Raw genomic sequence first — 21,186 nt, 5'->3', positions numbered from 1 at the left:
TTTAAACCATGGTTTAAAAGAGGTATTTACTATCTATATTTTTTCAAAATTAATCTACTGCATCTTCAATATCGTCTGCAACATCTTCAACTTTGTCTTTTACTGATTTATCTTCTCTGCAACTGATAAAACTTGTACCAAGAATGCCCATTGCAAAAATTACTAAAAGTGTTTTTTTCATAATAATAAAGTTATTCGTTAATGTTTATAATCTACGTCCAGTTGCCAACCTATAAATAATAGCAATTACTGCTAATACTAGTAGTATGTGAATGATACTTCCTAAACTTGGAAAAGCAAAATATCCAACAAGCCATCCAATAATTAGTATTACCACAATTAGCCAAATTAAATCTCTCATATTGTTATTTGTTTTGATTAGTTACATCTAAAGTAACTTTCATGTAATAAAATTGATTTACATTTAACTGTATTTAACGGTTTCAAGTTAAAGGATTGTTATACTAGTACTTATAGCTTTTTTATTTTTGTATTAGGTTGTGCATAACTAAGACGGTACAGCAATTCGGGTAGCGCATAACCGTCTAATCCAATAGATGCAACCGTTCCCGAGTTTTCTAATAATACATGACCTTTGGTATCAATTAGATCGTTATCAAGGTATATATGTTCGATACTTCCTAACATTAAAATAGTTCCATTTTCTTTTATTTTGTACTCATTAAGATACTTACATGCTAATCGCACAGGACTATTTTTTACAAAAGGTGCTGCAAAGTTGTTAAGATATTCTTCTTCCAAATTTGTATGAGAAAATTCTGATTCTTCCACTTCATATTTAGCCGCAGTTTGATGGGCATCCAGTGCAAGTTCTTTGGTAACATGATTTACGGTAAAAAATTGAGTATCCTTAATGTTAGTATATGTGTGACGAGCAACTGTAAGCGGTCTCATTATAAATCCTAATATAGGAGGATTGCTCCCAAGGTGTATGACCGAATTAAAAATAGCAGCATTGGTAATTCCTGTAGTAGCAGTGGTCGCTATGATATTACAAGATTTGTAACCTACACACGAATTAATCAAATTAGCATTAAATCGTGAAGAATTTTGAGATAATTGTGCACGTGAGTAATGTATCATAAGTAAAGAAGCTTAAAATTAAAGATGTTCTCAAACAAGTATACGACTTATATTAAAGACGGGGGTATTTTAAATCTGTAGGTGTTACACAGCGTGCATTGTACACCATAGTGTTGTTCAAAAAGTATAGGCTTTAATTTTAAGCTTGTATAGTATTAAAGTTTATATATTAGTTCTCTACAGTTTCTGTATATGATGGATAATCAATATAACCCTCTTTGGTCGAAGCGTAAAACAAATCCTCATTCCAATCTGCCATGGGTGCATTTAATGCAAAACGAGTAGGCAAGTCAGGGTTTGATATAAATAGTTTTCCAAAAGCGACCAAATCTGCCAGTTTATTTTGAAGAACCTTATTTCCTGATTCTTGAGTAAACCCGTTATTGATCATCAAAGTACCATTATATCGTGGACGATAATGCTCAGCAATATTTGTTACCAAAAAGGGTACATCGCTTACATCTGTAAAGGGCTCGGATAAATGAAGGTATGCTAAATCGTAACGATTAAGACGCTCTACAATATAATCAAAAGTTGGAATAGTCTCTTCGGTGGCAACAATTCCAAACGACTCATGTAACGATGGGTTTAAGCGGACTCCGATGCGATTTTCAGGAAAAACCGTTTTTACTTCGTCCAATACATCAAATAAAAAGCGAGCTCTTTTTTCAATACTTCCGCCGTAGGCATCAGTACGAGTATTAGCATTTTTATTGAAAAACTGATGAAACAAGTAGCCATTAGAAGAGTGAATTTCGATACCATCAAATCCAGCATCTTTAGCATTTATGGCTGCATGCTTAAATTCTTGTATTGTTTTTTTTATTTCATCAAGTGTCATTTCTTTTGGAGTCACGGTTGCTTCAAAGCCATCATTTGTATAGGCCTGTGCATCTGGATTTACAGCACTTGGGGCTAATGGTAATGCGCCTTTATGAAATTTTGGATGTGAGATACGACCGCAATGCCATAGTTGAATAAAAATTTTGCCATTTTCTTGATGCACAGCTTCAGTAACTTTTTTCCAACCTTCTACCTGTTCTTGAGAATGTATACCAGGTGTATTTATATAGCCAACTGCTCGCTCAGATACTTGTGAACCTTCAGTAATCAATAATCCAGCACCAGCACGTTGTTTGTAATATTCTTGATGAATATCTGTAGGCACATTGCCTTGATTCGTTGCACGATTTCTGGTCATAGGTGCCATAACAACTCTATTCTTTAGTAGTAAGTCACCCATGCGATAGGTTTCTAATAGCGGTTGATTCGTTTTCATAATAATTTTTTATAAGATTAATGATTTTTCTGTCTTTCCTAAAACTTTCAGGAACAGTAGTAAGCAATTTTAATTTTCTCTAAAATTAGAATATCATCTATCCAACCTCTGTTAACATCCTTATAAAATACTTTTTATTGTTCGTTATTTTCCTGTTAATGGGAAACGCTTTGCTAATTATTGTTATTTTTACTGAAGGTTTTAATGTTTGTATAGCTATCGTTTTTAAACTATCAATGTTTTCCGAAAGCATTAAAACTCGAGTTCTTAGGTGAATTCTTGTCAATTTTTCGGAAGTTAAGAATGTAGTATATATGCAAACAAAAAATATTGCAATTGTAGGAAGTGGTCTAGTAGGTTCATTATTAGCTATTTATTTACGTCGTCGCAACTTTAAGGTAACCGTATTTGATCGCCGTCCTGATATAAGACAAATACAGTTTAGTGGTCGGTCAATTAATTTGGCAATGAGTGTTAGGGGTTGGAACGCTTTGGATAAGGTAGGTGTAGGTGACGAAATTAGAAAGCTTTCCATTCCTATGCATAAACGAACCATGCACGTAGTTGGAGAAGATACGTATGATCAACACTACGGTAAAGCGGGTGAGGCTATCTATTCGATTTCGCGCGGTGTTCTAAATCGAAAAATGATCACCTTAGCAGAGAATGAGGGTGTCGAATTTAGATTTAATGAAAAAGTGTGGGATGTAGATCTACCGTCTGCAAAAATCTTTACAGGGGATACCGAGAAGGGAGCTTGGACAGAATACTCTTACGACATGATTTTTGGTTGTGACGGAGCATTTTCTCGGGTAAGGCATAAAATGCAACGTCGTAGTCGTTTTGACTACTCTCAAGATTTCCTAGATGCAGGATATAAAGAGTTAGGTATTCCACCCAACGAGGATGGTAGCTACAAACTGGATAAAAATTCATTACACATTTGGCCAAGAGGTAACTTTATGTTGATTGCCTTACCTAATCTAGATGGTAGTTTTACTTGTACCTTATTTATGCCACATGAGGGTGAAAATTCTTTTGAGCAATTAGATTCTGATCAAGCACTATTAGATTTTTGGAAAATTTATTTTCCCGATACACTTGATTTAATGCCCACCTTGGTGCAAGATTTTAATACTAATCCTACAAGTGCTTTGGTTACTATCAAATGTTACCCTTGGACGTACTGGGATAAAGTTGCCTTAATAGGTGATTCTGCCCATGCGGTTGTACCTTTTTATGGACAAGGTATGAATGCAGGGTTTGAGGACATATTTATTTTGAATGAAATTATAGAGAAGTTTGAAGAAGGTAAAGAAGATTGGCACCAAATTTTTGAACAGTACCAATCATCGCGTAAACCCAACACAGATGCCATAACCGAACTTTCTTATCGTAATTTTATGGAGATGAGTAGCAAAACAGCCGATGCTAATTTTCTGCTTCGTAAGAAAATTGAAAAACATTTTTCTGAAAAACATCCTGATAAATGGTTGCCTTTGTATTCTCGAGTTACTTTTACAAACAATCCCTATGCAGATGCTTTAAAAATTGGTAACCGTCAAGCGGAAATTATGGAGCATGTAATGCAACGACCTGAGATACATAAAACGTGGAATTCACCTGAAACAGAGATGTTTATTTTGAAGTTACTAGATGAAAAGTAGGATGTAATTGGTAACTATTTAATAAGCCATTTTATTAATTTCAGCTTTAAATTGGAGTATGGAGCATACTTTAAGTTTGGTTCAAACAAAAACGTTTTTTCTAGTATGCTTTTATGGTGTGAGAATGCATCAAATCCCGATTTACCATGATAGTTTCCCATGCCACTATTACCTACGCCTCCAAAAGGTAGATTTTGTTCAGTTACATGCATAATTGCATCATTAATAGAGCCTCCGCCAAATGAGAGCTTGTTTAAAACCATTTCTTTTTCCTTTTTTCTTCTGGTAAATACATAGCAAGCGAGTGGTTTTGGAAGTTTTTTGACCATCTCAATGGCTTCACTCATAGTTTCATAGCTAATTATTGGTAATATAGGTCCAAAAATTTCCTCCTGCATAACAGGATGGTTAAACTCGATATTAGTGAGCAGGGTAGGGTAAATTATACGTTCATCATCATCTGTTTTACCACCATAATACAAAGTTTCTTTACTAATAAATTGTTTGAGTCGTATATAATTTTTAACATCGATTATTTGAGTGTAATTATCGTGATCTATAGCGTATGCAGCCGCTTTAATTTCATCAATAATTGCATGTACAAATTTTTCTTTTATACTATTTTGTACAAGCACATAATCTGGAGCGATACATGTCTGTCCAGCATTTAGAAATTTTGCCCAAACTAATCGTTTTGCTGTGTTTTTTAGATGAACATGTTTTGAGATAATAGCAGGACTTTTTCCTCCAAGCTCTAGTGTTACTGGAGTTAAATGTTCTGCTGCAGCTTTGTATATTATTTTACCCACAGCCACACTTCCTGTAAAAAATATTTTATCAAACTTATGCGATAATAATTCAGTTGTTTCACTAACACCGCCTTCAATAACAGTAAAAAAATTAGCGTCAAAATTTTTATTGATAAGTTGAGCAATCGTGCTTGAGGTATGTACAGCAATCTCACTAGGTTTCAAAATTACTGTACAGCCGGCTGCTAACGCAGCTACGGCAGGTGCTAGTGATAGTTGATAAGGGTAGTTCCATGCGCCAATTACTAAAGAAACACCCAGAGGTTCTGCGATGATATAACTCTTGGCAGGAAAATTTGCAAGACTGGTTCTAATCCTCCTCTTACTCGACCAATTATTTAGGTTTTTAAGAGCTACATCAATTTCACTATAAACCAGCGCAAGTTCGGTCACATAAGTTTCAAATTTAGACTTTTTAAAATCTTTAAAAATTGCTTCATAAAGAATTTCTTCGTTTTCTTTTAAAACATTTTTTAGCCGTTTAAGTGCCTTTTTTCTAAACAGGATATCTTTGGTTGCGTTCGTATTAAAAAAAGTATACTGTGCGTCAACTAGTGTTTGATATCCCATAGGTTCGTAAGTTTTTTCGGTACTATTACACGGATTCTTGTTTTTTTAGAGCTCTCTGCATTTGTTTTACTGTTTGAGTGCTTCCATCGTGACTCCAACCTGGAGGTCCAAATATGTACATAAATTTATGATACCAGTTTTTTGATCGTTTGGTATCTTTCCATATATCTTTATATTCATGCGTAAGGATTACCCAAGGATTGTATGAGTTTGGTGCATGGGTAACTCCGTACTCAACCTCGATAGTTTCATCTAGTTCTTTCCAAGTTCCAAATATTTTATCAAATATGTTTAAAAAACCTCCGTGATTTTTATCCATGTATTCGAGGTTTTTTGCATGATGTACTTGGTGCATTGTATGGGTGTTAAACACTTTTTCTATAATTCCCATTTTGGGTACATAGACAGAGTGTAATTGAAATTGCCATAAAGCCTCAATACCTAAACAAACTACTACCATTGCGGGCGGAAAACCTAATGCTGGTAACCACATATAGAACAAAGGTTTGTATAGGATGGTAAACCAACCATTACGTACCGCGGTTCCTAGGTTAAAATTATCTGATGAATGATGCACAATGTGTGCAGCCCATAACGCTCTAACCATATGGTTTTGACGATGAAACCAATAATAAGTGAAATCATCCAATAGTTGACAAATTATCCATACATACCAAGCGTATCCAAATGATTCCCATCCCATAATGTTGGTTCTAACACCATTCACCTCAGGATTAAAAACCTCATACACATAATTAAATATGACAATAGCAGATATTGTTTTGATAAGCGGGGCTAGAAGTGCAGATCCTATTCCCATAGTTAAACTTGCTGATAAATCTTTCCAATTGTAGAGATCTTTATGAGCATCGTGTGTTTTACTGTACGTTAATTCTAATAGAATTAATCCCAAAAAACAAGGCACTCCATAGACAAGGGGGTTTGTAAAGTCCATTTAATAAGTATTTTAAATATGCAGCAAAATATAAATATTATTTTTAAGAATAGCCATGAAATAAGCGGTATTGCTCAAAAAGGCTGTAATTTTAACGTAAAATCGAATCCAAACATTAGATTAAGGAATAATAGTACCTTCTAGTTTACCTCCAAGAGATTCGTAGAGGCCTAAGATACGTTGTAGAGATTCTTTCTCTGAGGATGAGACCACTCGCTCATCCATCCTTCGTTTTCCTATATATCTAATTTTTGTTTTGGAACTTGTGGCAATATCGTGCAACATTTTGATTTCGTTTGAAGAACAACGCTTGTTAAACCACTCTCGCATACCTCCAGAGACCTCACTAGTCTCGAACATACCAAGTTTTTGTTCTTCTAAATTATAAATTTTGCCATCGGCATCAATGATTATATGTTCTATAAACAACCAATCATTTTTTGTGTAATGATTGATAGTATAATGTAATTGGGGTACCGTTCGTTTCTTTTGCCCCACATACGCAAATAGCAAATTTTCTGTTTTATCTTGAGATGAGGATTTGTCATAGTACCAATCTGTTGCGCTTAAAATATCGTGTTTTTTGACCATTTCTTCCAAAATACGTTGTAAACGCTTACCTGAAAGTGGTGAAAATTGATTTTTACGTTTAATGATTTCGTCATTAACTTTTTTTAGTAAGATTCTTGCTTTGGTACTCTCATTAGCATTTGGATATTTTGTAAGTAAAGACAGTAACTTGGTTTTTGAAGCTTTCAAATTCTGTCCATCATAGTATTCATTTGCTTGTTGTAAAAGTTCTGCAGGCGAGAGTCGACACTCAGCAAGTAAGGTTTTTAAATTTTCAATTTCAATATAGAGAGATTCATTCTCTTTTTGAGAATTTTTACAACTAAAACAATACAATAAAATAACTATACAAAGAAGGATTTCCCTTTTCATAATACTTTCTTTGTAGGAGGTTGTACATTACACGAATATTAAGTAATTATCTCAATTTTTAGGGGATAAATTTAATGATAAATACAGCGTGTAAGATACTAAAAATACTGTTATTGAGTAAGATAGGGGCTTGTCTTTAATCGGATAAAAGTTGACGTTATTCGAATTTATTTAGCAAAAATCTGGTTTTTGTCTTTAAACGATTTAAACTCTAACGCATTTCCCGATGGATCATAGAAAAACATAGTAGCCTGTTCTCCAACTTTTCCTTTAAACCTGATATGGGGTTCAATTTCAAATTTTATTTTTTTTTCTTTGAGCTGATCCGAAAATTCATGCCAAAGATCCCAATCCAAAACAATCCCAAAATGTGGAACTGGCACCTGTTTTCCGTCAACCTCACTATGATCTTTGGAGGCGTGCTTACTAGGATCCGGGGTGTAATGTATAACTAGTTGGTGACCAAAAAAATTGTAATCAACCCATTCGTCACTACTTCTTCCTTCTTCCAAATTAAGTATAGAACTATAAAATGTTCTTGCCGCTTGAAGGTTTGAAACGGGAATGGCCAAATGAAAAGGACTTAATTTGTTCATGTATAAGTTTTTATTGATTGTTGTGTAATACAGTTTTTAATTAGTATTTTTTTCTAATGGTGTATGCTTGCACCATCTTAATTTTTGAGTATTGAATGTTTGTAAGTATAAGATATAAAGATGAAAAGAAATATTAACTATTAGACACATAATATTCTAGATTTTAGCAAAGATTGAATGTTACTTTGGTCGATCTTTGCGAGTACGGGAGCGCGAAGGCGCGCTTGAAGCAGATTTTTTTTTATTGTTTTTCTGTTGAAACTTTTCTTTTCGAGAAAATTTTGAATGTTTAGAAGAAGATTTTTTTTCTTGAATAGAATATTTTTCAGTTTTTCCAGAGTCTTTTATATCATTATATAGTACTTCCATTTCTTCGGGAGTGAGATAGCGCCACTCGCCTACAGGAGTGGACAGCTTAATATTCATGATACGAATTCGTTTTAGTTTAATTACCTCATATCCTAAATATTCACACATTCTTCGAATTTGACGATTTAAACCTTGGGTTAATACAATCCTGAATTCATATTTACTTAGTTGCTCAACTTCACAGTTGCGAGTGATAGTGTCTAAGATAGGGATACCACTACCCATTCTTTTAATAAAAAGAGGATTGATTAGTTTATCTACAGTAACGATATATTCTTTTTCGTGATTGTTTCTTGCACGCAGGATTTTATTCACAATATCTCCATCACTTGTAAGCAATATCAAACCTTCACTAGGTTTATCTAAGCGTCCAATAGGAAAGATTCTACGCGGATAATTCATGAAGTTGATAATATTGTCTTTTTCTTGCTCTGCTGTAGTACAAACGATTCCCACAGGTTTATTTAATGCAATGTAGACATGAGTAGCTTCTTTCTTCTGTACAAGTTCTCCATCAACTCTAACTACGTCCTCTATATTGATTTTTGTACCCATCTCAGGTAGTTTTTCATTAACAGTTACCCGACCTTGATCAATTAATTTGTCGGCTTCTCGACGTGAGCAATAGCCTATTTCACTTAAGTATTTGTTAAGACGTATGTTTTTAGAATTTTCCACATGCAAAGGTGCTTATAAAATTTAAAGTATCCAAGATATAGTAGTTTTACAATATTCGACCTATAGTTTTGAATAGATTTTATATCAAGAGTTAATAAAATTTACGATGTGCTCATCTATAGTGTCATTGAACAATGAATGCCCATAATTTTCTGTAGTTATTAACGTACCATTCTGCCAGTTTTCGTTGATAGCAATGGCGGCTGAGTAGGGGGCAATATCATCAAATTTATCATGTATTAACAGACCTTTGTTTTGTATCTTTTTTGAAAATTGGGCGATTGAAAACTCTTTGAATTTGTAACCAAAACGATTTTTAAAATAATCGTCCAAAGCTTCCATAAAACGATCGGGAAGGCGTAAGGTTCTTTGGTAACCTTTCATTATTAATGTTAGTTCTGATGGCGGAGCAAGTAGAATTAGTTTATCTACTTCTGGATTTTGATATGTGTATTGATAAAATGCAGTGCACATACCACCAACAGAGTGTCCAATAATGTGATTAGGTCGGTATAAGTCAACTATCTTTTTTAGGCATTCTGCATATAACGGTACATTTAATATAGTTCCAGAGCTATAACCATGAGCAGGTGCATCAAAAGCTATAATTGTATACTTTTCTTTTTGTAAGGTTTGTATAAGTTTTTTCCATCGATGTGTATTACTTTCCCAGCCATGAACTAATAAAATAGTATCTTCGGTACCTTGCCATCGATACGTTTGTAAAAAAATATCGTTGACTGTCACAATCTCATCTTCGGCAGCATCTAGAAAGTCAACTTGATCAGGAAGGACCGCTCCTTTGCGAGGTGTGCAAAATAAAATAAAAGCCTTACGCAAAGCTTTATTGGGTGAAATCTTAAAAAGTAATTTCAATCGCTTGCCTATAAGTATTGGCATGTATGCTATTATTTTACTTTTCATCTTCTCGGTGTACGTGTTCTATGGTAAAAGCTGGTCTGCATATTGATATGTATTCACATGGCTCATCAAAAGGATTGGCGTATTGTATTTTGGTGCCTTTCTCAATTTTGATAGATTCTCCAGCCCGTAAAACAATAACTTCATCCTCTATCGTAAATTGCTTTTTTCCTTTAATTATAAAAGTGTACTCATCAAAATCAGGAGTTTGAAAAGGTTCTGACCATTTAGGCGGCGCAATCATATGTGCTAAGCTTAGCTCATTGTCTTTATTAGTTACTGCTCCAAAATGCTCTTTTATAACCTTACCATCATCTGTAGGTACTATGAATGGAGATCGCTGAATTTCGAATTTTTTTTTCATCATAATATTATTTGATGTCGTTCCACTGAATCCAAAAATGTTTGATCTTGGCAGAATCTGCGATACTGTTGGCTTCAATTTTAAGATCTGTATTATTGCGATAGGCAATAGGTAGAAATTTTTTATCAATGGTTACATAGGCATTCAAGCTATCAATAAAAACCACCGCAGTACTCAGGGTATTATTTATTTTAGAAATAGGGAAGGCTTCTTTAAGTTCTTTGAAAGTACTCGCAATTGAGATACCATTTTTTGTAGTAAAACGGGGGTCAATGATCTGTATACTTTTTATGGTGTTGGTTTCGGTGCTTTTTGATGTAGGTTCGATTATTAGCAATTTATCACCTGATGCATCGAAGATCTCAATTTCGCCGTTACTGGATAAAAAGGCATTGTTGCTATTTCTTTTGACAATTGAATCTGTAGGGTATAGAGAGTCAATTGCAGAGATCAACGTTTTTGAGGTTAATTTACCTACGGCATCTTTATCAAAAGCAAAGTTATTAGTTTGCGTAGTTTTATTGCAACCAAAAAGATAGAAACAAAATATTGTCATTAAAATTTTTATACATTTCATAGGGTTTATTTTAGTAGTTTATTGAGAACCCCCAATGCTCCTCTTATAAATGTGGCACTTGTTAAGACCTTAATTATTGCCTTTTCTGTGGCACTAGTTTTATTAGAGGATGCTCTAGTGGTTGTTTTTTCTAATTTTTTACGTTCTTTTTTAGCAGATGTTTTTGCTTCTTCGGCCTCGGCGAGTGCTATTTTTTCTGAAAGAATTTCATAAGCACTTTCTCTATCGATGATCTCATTATATTTTTTGGTAAGTTTTGAAGTAGCGATGAGGGCAGTAAGCTCATTTGGCGTTAAAATATCCATTCTACTCATGGGTGCACGCAGCATGGTAGCTGCCAAAGGCGTGGGTCTTCCTTTTTCGTCAAGTGCTGATACTAATGCTTCTCCTATACCTAAAGAAGTTAAAATTTCTTTGGTGTCATAAAACTCTGATATGGGGTAATTCTCCGCTGTTAATTTGATTGCTTTACGATCCTTTGCCGTAAATGCTCTTAAGGAGTGTTGTATTTTCAACCCTAATTGTCCTAATATACCATCGGGAACATCTGTCGGGTTTTGAGTTACAAAATAAAGTCCTACTCCTTTGGATCGAATTAATTTTACAATACTCTCTATCTGATCCATTAGAGCGTTAGATGCTTCTTTAAAAATTAAATGAGCTTCATCCAAAAAAATGATAAGTTCGGGTCTACCTGTATCACCCTGCTCAGGAAACGTGCCATATATTTCTGCCAATAAACTTAACATGAATGTTGAAAAAAGCTTAGGTTTATCTTGGATATCTGTTAATCGTAAAATATTAATAAAACCCCTACCTTCGTCATTCACCCTACATAAGTCTTGTACATCAAAAGATCGTTCACCAAAAAAAAGGTCGGCACCTTGCTGTTCTAACGCAACTATTTTACGCAAAATCGCGCCTGTTGATGCGGTTGAAATTCTTCCATAATCTTTCTCCAATGCTTCTTTACCTTCTCTGGTAGAGAATTGTAGTACCTTCTTTAAATCTTTAAGATCGAGCAATGGAAGATGATTATCATCACAATATTTAAAGATGATTGATATGATTCCTGCTTGTGTCTCGGTTACATCCAAAATTCGAGATAATAATACCGGTCCAAACTCACTTACTGTAGCCTTCAGTCTTACGCCTTCTTGCTCTGAGAGGGATAAAATCTCTACTGGAAATTTTTTGGATTCAAAAGGAATATTAATTAATGAGTGACGCTGATCAATCTTGGGATGCCCTGGGCTGGCAGCTGCAATTCCGCTAAGGTCTCCTTTAATATCCATTAAGAGTACAGGGATACCTTGTTCACTCAAATTCTCGGCAAGTACTTGTAGAGTTTTGGTTTTTCCTGTTCCAGTAGCACCAGCTATTAATCCATGCCTATTTAAGGTTTTCAAAGGTATTTTAATATGAGCATCGCCTTCAGTAATTCCTTCATGAATCGCAGCACCTAATGTTATGTATTCACCTTTGGTAGTGTATCCTCTATTTATATGTTCAATAAATGACGCTTTGTTGCTCATAATAAATTTAAATTTTGATAAAAATAGGGATCTTACGCTTTCTATCGAAATTTATAATTAATTTTAATCTAGTGTTTTATTAATAAGCGGTATAGTGACATGAGATTATTGTGTGGTTTTTTATTACTAATAGGGAGTAGTTGTAGTTTTGTGTCATGTAAAAGCGAAGTTGATAACGTTACATTCTTTACAAGCCATGAGGTAAACAAAACAAAGGCTCCTTTTTCGGACATTGTAGCAGTAGATAATCTGTTTTTTTTATCGGGTCAAATTGGGATGGATCATAAAACACGCAAAATCGTTGAGGGTGGTATTGAGGCAGAAACAAAACAAACTCTAGAAAATATTAAGGCCGTTTTGACACATCACCAAATGACCATGGATCAAATAGTGAAATGCACTGTAATTTTAAAAAATATAGAGGATTTTGCAGTAATGAATGAAATTTATAAGCAATATTTACCTCAAAAACCTGCCAGGACAACGTTTGCAGTAAATAATTTGGCTTTTGGTGCACTTATAGAAATTGAATGTATAGCAGCAAAAATGTAATTATTTCTATACGATACTTTTAGTTAATATTTCTTTATTCTTATGTACCTTTGCAAACTTATGCAAGAGAGAGTACAAAAATTAGTTGAGAAAGGTGAAATGCTTCCATTAATGGAAGAATTTTACACAATACAAGGTGAAGGTTTTCATAAAGGTACTGCGGCCTATTTTGTTCGTATCGGTGGTTGTGATGTTGGATGCCATTGGTGTGATGTTAAAGAAAGCTGGAATGCAGAGCTACACCCTCCTACCTCAACTGATATTATTATTTCAAATGCACTCAAGCATAGTAACGTCGTGGTAGTAACGGGAGGAGAACCTCTTACTTGGGATATGACAGAATTGACCAAAGGTTTACGAGCCAGTGGGGCTAAGACTCATATTGAAACCTCTGGTGCTTATAAGCTTACGGGGCAATGGGATTGGATATGTCTTTCGCCAAAAAAAATGAAACTGCCGACAGAAGAGATCTATGACAAAGCAAATGAACTTAAATGTATCATTTATAATAAAAGTGATTTTGCATTTGCACAAGAGCAAGCGCTCAAAGTCTCAAATGAATGTATTCTCTATTTACAACCAGAATGGAGTGTTCGCGAAAAAATGATTCCCATGATTGTAGATTTTGTTATGAAAAATCCGCAATGGAAAGTTTCTTTGCAAACTCATAAATATCTTAACATACCTTAAAACATAGGCGAAAAAATTATATAATGTTAAAAATTTAACATAAAATTATTTAATTCTGCAAGAAAAACTCATCCAAAATGTAGGAATACTCTTCTTTTTAGGTCAAATACTGAAGAACTCAATAGTATTTTGATCGAATATATGAAGAGGTACATCCAAAAATTCCTTACGTCATAGCCCACTACTTGATTGTTTTGTAAATTGGTGTTAACTTAATACAGTTAATTTATAATCAATTTATTATGGGGTATTTTTTTACACATTTCGGGCTTAATTTTAAAAATATTTTAGAATTTCTAAAAGGTTTACCAAGGGCATCTAGTTATGCAATTCGAAAATAAAGGGTGATTACCTTTAAGAAATAGAAATTTTTTAATTTTCTCTAACAAGACTACTAGATTTGACGTTTTTTCAAATTTTAGTAGTCTTTTAAAGTTTTAAATGGAGGCAATCTCTTACAATAAGGGGGATAACCCCCTGTAAATCTTAACTTTTTTGTAGGTTTATTGTAAAATTTTTGTAGTATAATAAGAAAATTTTGGGAGTTGGTCGATTTTAATAAGTACTGTGTCTAAAAGTTAGTATAGCGTTGTTAAATCATTTTATAATTTACAAGTTGTGCGTTATCTTTGAAATAACAAATTATAAATCAAAAGCTTATGAAAATTTTTTACGGAATACTGATTGTGGATCTAACTGCTTTGAAAAATTTTTTAAAACATTTACCTGCTGCGTCTAGCAACGCTATTCATAGATAGATGTTTAGATTTTTTAATAAGAAAGAAGATTTACGCCATCTTTTAAAGAAAATTAAATTACAACCAATCCAAAGTAAGTACTAACATTCAAATTATTATAATATGGGGCTATTTTACACTAAATTTAAATTAAAATTTACAATCGTGATGAATTTCATCAAAGAACTTCCTAGCGCGACAAGTCATGCAATTCACAGATAAAAAGTGAGTTAATCATTTTTCATCAAATTAAAAAGGATTCCAGGTTTATATTGATAAACTTGGAATCCTTTTTTATGTACTTAAAATCTTAGTTATAAAATGGAACTTCTACTCTCGTAGTATCCCAACCTAAAACCATATGATATCCTTTTTCAACTTTTTTGAAAGCAATTGAAAATGATTCTAGAGATTCTTTAGCTGTTGTAACAGGAACAGTGATTTTAGCTACATCTTTTGCGCTATCATAAGTGTAAGCGCCCCAACTATCCAAATCAGAATTAAAAAGAATTTCCCACTTTTCTTTACCTGGAATTGTGAACAAAGAGTAGGTACCTGCTTTTAAAACGGTTTCTCCAATTTTAAAATCTTTAAATAATTTTATTTCGGTTGCCTCATCTGCTCCTGTTCTCCATACTTTATCAAAAGGTACTAATTTGCCAAATATCTCACGTTCCTTTTTTTGAGGTCTGCTATAGATTACCTTGATTGCAGGTTTTGCTTTTTTCTCGGGAGCAGCGTAAGCAATATCAGTAGGGCTTTTTTGTAAGCCTGCGAATTTTTGAGCATTCATACTTGATAAAGCACCCAGACATAGAATAGCTACTAATAAAAATGTTTTTTTCATGTGTCAAATTTTAATCTTGTTAATAAATAATGTTGATATAAGTGATTTACAATATTAGGTGAAGATACGTAACTTATAGGTTACTATAAAAATTGCTTTATAAGACATTAAAACTTCTTAATCTTTATTAATTTATACTTTTTTATTTCAAATTACAACTGTAATAAGCATTAAACTTTTATTATGATTGTATTAATTCAATATTTGGTTATTATTTAATACTAAAATTAATATTATGTGCGGAATTGTTTGTGCTTTCGAACTGAAGCAGAATAGCGAATTGTTAAGACCTCAATTATTAGAAATGTCTAAGAAAATTAGACATCGCGGACCTGATTGGAGCGGAATATATTCGCATAATAATGCTATCATGGCGCACGAACGTTTAGCGATTGTTGATCCTGTCTCTGGGAAGCAACCCTTATTTGATAAACATAGAAAGGTAATACTTGCTGCAAATGGTGAAATATATAATCATAAAGAGTTACGTGGGGGACTCAAAAATCCATATGAATTTCAAACAGCTTCGGATTGCGAGATTATATTGGCGTTATACAAAGAGCAGGGAACAGCTTTTCTGGATCAATTAAACGGAATTTTTGGCTTTGCTCTATATGATACTGAAGCAGATACTTTTTTTATAGCACGAGATCACATGGGAGTTATTCCCTTGTACATGGGGTGGGATGTTAATGGTACATTTTATGTAGCTTCAGAACTAAAGGCTTTAGAAGGTGTATGTACGACAATTGAATTGTTTCCTCCAGGTCATTTTTTACATAGTGAAACAGGTGTAGTCACGCCTTGGTATAAACGTGAATGGGTAGACTTTGAAGCGGTCAAAGAAAATCAAACAAGTATCGACAATGTAAAAGATGCCTTAGAAGCTGCTGTGCATCGGCAATTAATGTCTGATGTGCCCTATGGTGTACTTCTATCTGGTGGCTTAGATTCATCCATAACCTCGGCGATTGCAAAAAAATATTCAGAAAAGAGGATAGAGTCCAACGATGCTGATCAAGCATGGTGGCCGCAATTACATTCGTTTTCTGTTGGTTTAGAAGGCTCACCAGATCTAGCAGCCGCTCAAAAAGTCGCAGATCATATTGGTACTATACATCACGAAATCAAATTTACCATACAAGAAGGTTTGGATGCAATTAAAGATGTGATCTATAATTTAGAGACATATGATATCACTACTATACGAGCGTCTACTCCTATGTATTTGATGGCACGTGTGATTAAATCTATGGGGGTCAAAATGGTTTTATCTGGTGAGGGGGCCGATGAGCTTTTTGGCGGATACTTATATTTTCATAAGGCACCGACAGCAAAAGATTTTCATGAAGAAACTGTACGTAAACTCAATAAATTACATATGTACGATTGTTTAAGAGCCAATAAATCATTAGCCGCATGGGGTATTGAGGGAAGAGTGCCATTTTTGGATAAAGAATTTATAGATGTAGCGATGCGCATTAACCCCGAAGATAAAATGATCAATGGTGAGCGTATGGAAAAATGGATATTGCGTAAAGCCTTCGAATCATACTTACCTCCAAGTGTTGCGTGGAGACAAAAGGAACAGTTTTCTGATGGAGTTGGATACGATTGGATTGATACACTTAAGCAAACTGTTGATAACGAGATTAGTGATGAACAACTAAAAAATGCTAGGTTTAGATTTCCTATTCAAACCCCTACATCAAAAGAAGAATTTTATTATAGAAGTATTTTTGCAGAGCATTTTCCAAGTGATACAGCAGCACTAAGTGTTCCTCAAGAACCATCTGTTGCCTGTAGTACCAAAATAGCTCTAGAATGGGACGAAGCTTTTAAAAATTTGAATGATCCCAGCGGAAGGGCTGTTGCCAATGTTCATGATGAAGCTTATGTATAAGCTGAGACTGTCAAAATATCAATATAAATAGAATAGTGAGTATTCTAGTTATACTAAGTCAAAGTTGAGCAATTGGGAAACCTGAAGATCTTTTCTTCAGGTTTTTTAGTTCATAAGTTTACATGTAATGTATATTAAAGATAAACTAAATTCTTGTATTTAGAGAAGGGAGCTGTTAACCAATAAATTTAGAGACCGATTGATTTACAATAATTTTTTTGATTTTAATCTTAACGATGTAAGTATTTACATTATAAGGTACATTTGTTATCACGAAATATATAGTTTTTCTGAAATTATATAAAAGAAGAGACTGCCTAAGAAGGCAGTCTCTTACTTATTTTGGTTAGTGTTTTTGATAAAGTGTTTAGTTTACACCACATCTTCCTTCGTTTGACCATCTACCTGTATCCAAAAGCGTGTACAGATATCCATTATATGTAACTTGATTACCAGCAGAGTATCTAGTATATCTATTCCATTGATTTATTCCGTCACAAATATCAGCAGGTTCTTCAGCACCACATAAGCCTAATTGATTCCAAGAGTTAAAATCTCTTTCGTATAAATATCCTTGATACGTTACTTTATCACCTACAGTATATCTAGTATTGCTTGACCATTCGTTAATGCCTTCACAAATGTCAGAACCATCTCCGCCACCGCCATCGGTATCATCGCTAGGGTACACTTGATTAGTTCCTGAAATATCACCTGCAGATAATCTAGCTTGTCTTCTTGGGTACGAAGAGCCATCTAAACGCGTTATTGTAGGTTGTCCGTTTTTGCTAAATGTATAAGCACCATACATCATGGTTGAAAGAATATCAAATTCACCAATATTTTGAGAGTTCGAATTTTTTCTAAATTGACTTTCGGCACCAGCTTGAATATTTTCAAACAAAATTCGTACATGGTCATCTCTGTCAGAACGCGTCTGTTCGTGAATATACCCTAGTGTATGACCTATCTCATGAATAATAACCACAGCTGTTGTTCTAGTCCCAAGGTTGATTCTTCCTCTAGAACCGTTCATACCTAAATTAGCTGAACCACAGTTACAAGTATTACCGTTACTTCCGATGGTTACATAATTATTTTCATTTGTACGTTCTTTAAACCGGACATTAGTGTTATTTGACCAAACATCCATAGATTTAAAAAGTTCGTTACGTACAGAGGTACTTAGGTTATTCTCTAATACATAAACTATAGTGTTATTGGTCCATTTTGATACACCTGTATAAAATCCTAAACGTTGTGTGGCTTCGTTAGGTGGTAAATCACTATTGTCTTCTATTTTACTGTTAGTTACCTGTTGATCTGTAACAATTATATCTCCATCTAGTAAAAAAGTTTCATCATCTAATGGTTGTACCAGTACACCTTCTTGATTAAAGAATTTTTTGATAAGATCCTGATCGGTTGGTTCTATTTCTCCATCAGTCTGTTCTATTACTTCAGTTGGTTCATCCAGGCTTTCAGTAGAGCAAGAACTGATTAAAAATCCTAGGGTCAAAATACCTAGTTTGGCTACATTAATCATCTTTTTGGTTTTCATGTTTTAAATTTTTAGTGAATTCAAATTGAGTTTCTGTTATACGACTAACAGTTTAAATCGAAGGCTATTGTTGCTAAAAAAGTTAATAAAAAGTTAATGATATGTTAATTTTGAAGTATTCGTAGCCAACTAGTGAGTAAGTGTTTTTTTTATTTAAACTTAGCATTGAATTTTATAAGGATTTCATGATTTAAATATGCGTTATTGGACGTTTAAAGAGAGGCTTTTTATTTTCTTATTTTCAAGAATATTTTTTGAGAATTCTTAAAATCTATTTTAAGGCTGTTTTTATCGCTTTTAAGCAAACATTTTTTTTTAAGGTAGTTTTATTCATGAATTGTTGATAACTCTTTAAATCAATCTTTAACAATTCCTTTACACTTGAGGATGTTTTTTTATATTTGCGTGTTAAGCAAAAAACTTACATTAAATAGCACAGTTTTATGAGCGAAGAAGGAAAAAAAGATCAATATTCTGCCGATAGTATTCAGGCATTAGAAGGAATGGAGCATGTAAGGATGCGGCCATCCATGTATATTGGAGATGTTGGTGTTAGAGGATTGCATCATCTTGTTTATGAAGTCGTAGATAATTCTATTGATGAGGCCTTAGCGGGTCATTGTGATACCATAGAAGTTACAATTAATGAAGATAATTCTGTAACCACCAGAGATAATGGGCGAGGAATACCTGTAGAAATTCATAAGAAAGAAGGTGTGTCTGCTTTAGAGGTCGTTATGACCAAAATTGGAGCAGGAGGTAAGTTTGATAAAGATTCTTACAAAGTTTCTGGAGGGTTGCATGGAGTAGGAGTTTCGTGTGTAAATGCATTGTCAGAACACTTGCATGCGTATGTTTATAGAGAAGGAAAAATTTGGGAGCAGGAATATGAAAAAGGAAAACCCTTATATCCAGTAAAATCTACGGGTAGTACTGACTTTAGAGGGACAGAAGTAACTTTTAAACCGGATTCAACTATATTTCAACAAACGTTAGAGTATAACTACGATACGTTGGCAAGTAGAATGCGAGAGCTTGCATATTTGAACAAGGGTATTACTATTACACTTACCGATAAGCGTCATCAAGATGAAAATGGTGAAAACGTTTCAGAAGTGTTCCATTCTGAAGAAGGGTTAAAAGAGTTTATACGCTTTTTGGATGCAAGTCGAACACCTATTATAGGAGATGTAATTTCTATGGAAGGTGAAAAAAATGACATCCCAGTAGAGGTAGCCATGATTTATAATGATTCCTATGCAGAGAATCTACATTCCTATGTAAACAATATTAATACGCATGAAGGAGGAACACATCTATCAGGTTTTAGAAGGGGACTAACTTCAACGTTGAAAAAATACGCCGATGCGTCAGGCATGTTGGATAAGCTGAAGTTTGAGATTGCAGGTGATGATTTTAGAGAAGGTTTAACCGCAATAGTTTCAGTAAAAGTACAAGAACCTCAATTTGAAGGTCAGACCAAAACCAAGTTAGGAAACAGAGAGGTAACTTCTGCGGTTTCTCAGGCAGTTTCTGAAATGCTTGAAAATTATTTGGAAGAGAATCCAAATGATGCAAAAATTATAGTCGAAAAAGTGATACTTGCGGCCCAAGCACGTCACGCGGCCAAAAAGGCGCGTGAAATGGTACAGCGTAAATCAGTAATGAGTATTGGAGGATTGCCTGGTAAACTCTCTGATTGTTCTGAGCAAGACCCAGCCTTGTGTGAAGTGTTCTTAGTCGAGGGAGATTCTGCAGGTGGTACTGCCAAGCAAGGTAGGGATCGTAATTTTCAAGCTATTTTGCCGTTACGAGGTAAAATCTTGAATGTAGAGAAAGCGATGCATCATAAGGTTTTTGAAAACGAAGAAATTAAAAATATATTTACCGCTCTAGGAGTAACTATAGGTACAGAAGAGGATAGTAAAGCTTTGAATTTATCAAAATTGCGTTATCATAAAGTTGTAATTATGTGTGATGCCGATGTTGATGGTAGCCATATATCTACACTTATTTTGACGTTCTTTTTCCGTTATATGAAAGAATTGATCGAAGCAGGTCATATATACATCGCAGCTCCACCTTTATACTTAGTTAAGAAAGGAGCAAAAAAACAATATGCTTGGAACGATGATCAACGAGATGCTATAGTTAAAGAGTATGGAGATAATTCAAAAATCCAACGTTATAAAGGTCTTGGAGAGATGAATGCAGAACAATTATGGGATACAACAATGAATCCTGAATATAGAACCATGCGTCAAGTTACAATAGATAGTCTTGTTGAAGCAGATCGTATATTTTCCATGTTAATGGGGGATGAGGTTCCGCCTCGTAGGGAATTTATAGAAAAAAATGCAGTGTACGCAAATATTGATGCGTAAAATAGGAATAATATTCTTGTTAATAAACGCTTATAGCTATGTGCTGTAAGCGTTTATTTTATTTAAGATAGCATTGGTTTTCGAACTTCTTTTGCTTAAAATTTGGATTCTAATCCTGTAATAATTTGTATTTTCGCAGGAGTGCT

At 34.0% G+C, this 21,186-nt stretch carries 20 protein-coding genes; 5 read left to right on the top strand and 15 right to left on the bottom strand.

Features of this window, described 5'->3' with window-relative positions:
- Window positions 1–49: 49 nt before the first annotated feature.
- The 4 genes from ACE939_RS10005 to ACE939_RS09990 form a co-directional block, all read right to left on the bottom strand.
- Window positions 50–181: a hypothetical protein gene (locus ACE939_RS10005; protein WP_378185403.1), complete on the bottom strand. Its 132-nt coding sequence runs from the start codon at window positions 179–181 to the stop codon at window positions 50–52.
- 24 nt (window positions 182–205) lie between these two features.
- Window positions 206–361, bottom strand: a complete 156-nt coding sequence (locus ACE939_RS10000; protein ID WP_378185401.1) for a lmo0937 family membrane protein — start codon at window positions 359–361, stop codon at window positions 206–208.
- A 110-nt stretch (window positions 362–471) separates the two neighbouring features.
- Window positions 472–1,104: a flavin reductase family protein gene (locus tag ACE939_RS09995; RefSeq protein ID WP_378185399.1), complete on the bottom strand. Its 633-nt coding sequence runs from the start codon at window positions 1,102–1,104 to the stop codon at window positions 472–474.
- A 169-nt stretch (window positions 1,105–1,273) separates the two neighbouring features.
- Window positions 1,274–2,383, bottom strand: coding sequence for an alkene reductase (locus ACE939_RS09990; RefSeq protein ID WP_378185397.1), 1,110 nt, complete (start codon window positions 2,381–2,383; stop codon window positions 1,274–1,276).
- Between the two features lie 314 nt (window positions 2,384–2,697).
- On the opposite strand from ACE939_RS09990, the gene ACE939_RS09985 reads away from it, so the two are divergent.
- Window positions 2,698–4,050, top strand: a complete 1,353-nt coding sequence (locus ACE939_RS09985) for an FAD-dependent oxidoreductase (RefSeq protein WP_378185395.1) — start codon at window positions 2,698–2,700, stop codon at window positions 4,048–4,050.
- Between the two features lie 14 nt (window positions 4,051–4,064).
- On the opposite strand, the gene ACE939_RS09980 is transcribed toward ACE939_RS09985, so the two are convergent.
- From ACE939_RS09980 to ACE939_RS09940, 9 genes are all read right to left on the bottom strand, one after another.
- Window positions 4,065–5,429: an aldehyde dehydrogenase family protein gene (locus tag ACE939_RS09980; protein WP_378185393.1), complete on the bottom strand. Its 1,365-nt coding sequence runs from the start codon at window positions 5,427–5,429 to the stop codon at window positions 4,065–4,067.
- Between the two features lie 25 nt (window positions 5,430–5,454).
- Window positions 5,455–6,384: a sterol desaturase family protein gene (locus tag ACE939_RS09975; protein ID WP_378185391.1), complete on the bottom strand. Its 930-nt coding sequence runs from the start codon at window positions 6,382–6,384 to the stop codon at window positions 5,455–5,457.
- A 120-nt stretch (window positions 6,385–6,504) separates the two neighbouring features.
- On the bottom strand, window positions 6,505–7,326 hold the full coding sequence (locus ACE939_RS09970; RefSeq protein ID WP_378185389.1) for a hypothetical protein: 822 nt from the start codon (window positions 7,324–7,326) through the stop codon (window positions 6,505–6,507).
- A gap of 167 nt (window positions 7,327–7,493) precedes the next feature.
- Window positions 7,494–7,922, bottom strand: coding sequence for a VOC family protein (locus tag ACE939_RS09965; protein ID WP_378185387.1), 429 nt, complete (start codon window positions 7,920–7,922; stop codon window positions 7,494–7,496).
- A gap of 180 nt (window positions 7,923–8,102) precedes the next feature.
- The gene (gene rluF, locus ACE939_RS09960; protein WP_378185385.1) at window positions 8,103–8,969 is read right to left on the bottom strand and encodes a 23S rRNA pseudouridine(2604) synthase RluF; all 867 of its coding nucleotides are present in this window, start codon (window positions 8,967–8,969) and stop codon (window positions 8,103–8,105) included.
- Window positions 8,970–9,053: 84 nt separating this feature from the next.
- The gene (locus ACE939_RS09955) at window positions 9,054–9,869 is read right to left on the bottom strand and encodes an alpha/beta fold hydrolase (RefSeq protein WP_378185383.1); all 816 of its coding nucleotides are present in this window, start codon (window positions 9,867–9,869) and stop codon (window positions 9,054–9,056) included.
- Window positions 9,870–9,882: 13 nt separating this feature from the next.
- Window positions 9,883–10,257: a cupin domain-containing protein gene (locus ACE939_RS09950; protein ID WP_378185381.1), complete on the bottom strand. Its 375-nt coding sequence runs from the start codon at window positions 10,255–10,257 to the stop codon at window positions 9,883–9,885.
- A gap of 4 nt (window positions 10,258–10,261) precedes the next feature.
- Window positions 10,262–10,831: a hypothetical protein gene (locus tag ACE939_RS09945; protein WP_378185379.1), complete on the bottom strand. Its 570-nt coding sequence runs from the start codon at window positions 10,829–10,831 to the stop codon at window positions 10,262–10,264.
- Between the two features lie 5 nt (window positions 10,832–10,836).
- Window positions 10,837–12,366 carry a helicase HerA-like domain-containing protein gene (locus ACE939_RS09940; protein ID WP_378185377.1) on the bottom strand — a complete coding sequence of 510 codons (1,530 nt, stop codon included), beginning with the start codon at window positions 12,364–12,366 and terminating at the stop codon, window positions 10,837–10,839.
- 99 nt (window positions 12,367–12,465) lie between these two features.
- Here ACE939_RS09940 and ACE939_RS09935 point away from each other — a divergent pair, with 99 nt between their 5' ends.
- Together ACE939_RS09935 and ACE939_RS09930 are read left to right on the top strand one after the other, a co-directional pair.
- The gene (locus ACE939_RS09935; protein ID WP_378185375.1) at window positions 12,466–12,918 is read left to right on the top strand and encodes a RidA family protein; all 453 of its coding nucleotides are present in this window, start codon (window positions 12,466–12,468) and stop codon (window positions 12,916–12,918) included.
- Window positions 12,919–12,978: 60 nt separating this feature from the next.
- The gene (locus ACE939_RS09930; RefSeq protein ID WP_378185373.1) at window positions 12,979–13,608 is read left to right on the top strand and encodes a 7-carboxy-7-deazaguanine synthase QueE; all 630 of its coding nucleotides are present in this window, start codon (window positions 12,979–12,981) and stop codon (window positions 13,606–13,608) included.
- Window positions 13,609–14,655: 1,047 nt separating this feature from the next.
- Here ACE939_RS09930 and ACE939_RS09925 read toward each other — a convergent pair.
- Entirely contained in the window at window positions 14,656–15,192 is a 537-nt protein-coding gene (locus tag ACE939_RS09925) for a DUF2911 domain-containing protein (RefSeq protein ID WP_378185371.1), read from the bottom strand.
- Window positions 15,193–15,427: 235 nt separating this feature from the next.
- On the opposite strand from ACE939_RS09925, the gene asnB reads away from it, so the two are divergent.
- A complete protein-coding gene (gene asnB, locus ACE939_RS09920) occupies window positions 15,428–17,095 on the top strand; it encodes an asparagine synthase B (protein ID WP_378185369.1) in 1,668 nt (555 codons plus the stop codon).
- Between the two features lie 367 nt (window positions 17,096–17,462).
- Here asnB and ACE939_RS09915 read toward each other — a convergent pair whose 3' ends face one another.
- Window positions 17,463–18,656, bottom strand: coding sequence for a M12 family metallopeptidase (locus ACE939_RS09915; RefSeq protein ID WP_378185367.1), 1,194 nt, complete (start codon window positions 18,654–18,656; stop codon window positions 17,463–17,465).
- A gap of 443 nt (window positions 18,657–19,099) precedes the next feature.
- Between ACE939_RS09915 and gyrB the strand changes: the two genes are divergently transcribed.
- Window positions 19,100–21,040: a DNA topoisomerase (ATP-hydrolyzing) subunit B gene (gyrB, locus tag ACE939_RS09910; protein ID WP_378185365.1), complete on the top strand. Its 1,941-nt coding sequence runs from the start codon at window positions 19,100–19,102 to the stop codon at window positions 21,038–21,040.
- Window positions 21,041–21,186: the final 146 nt, after the last annotated feature.

This window comes from Aquimarina rhodophyticola (assembly GCF_042434915.1).
GTDB lineage: Bacteria > Bacteroidota > Bacteroidia > Flavobacteriales > Flavobacteriaceae > Aquimarina.
This window is presented reverse-complemented; position numbering and strand designations above follow the sequence as displayed.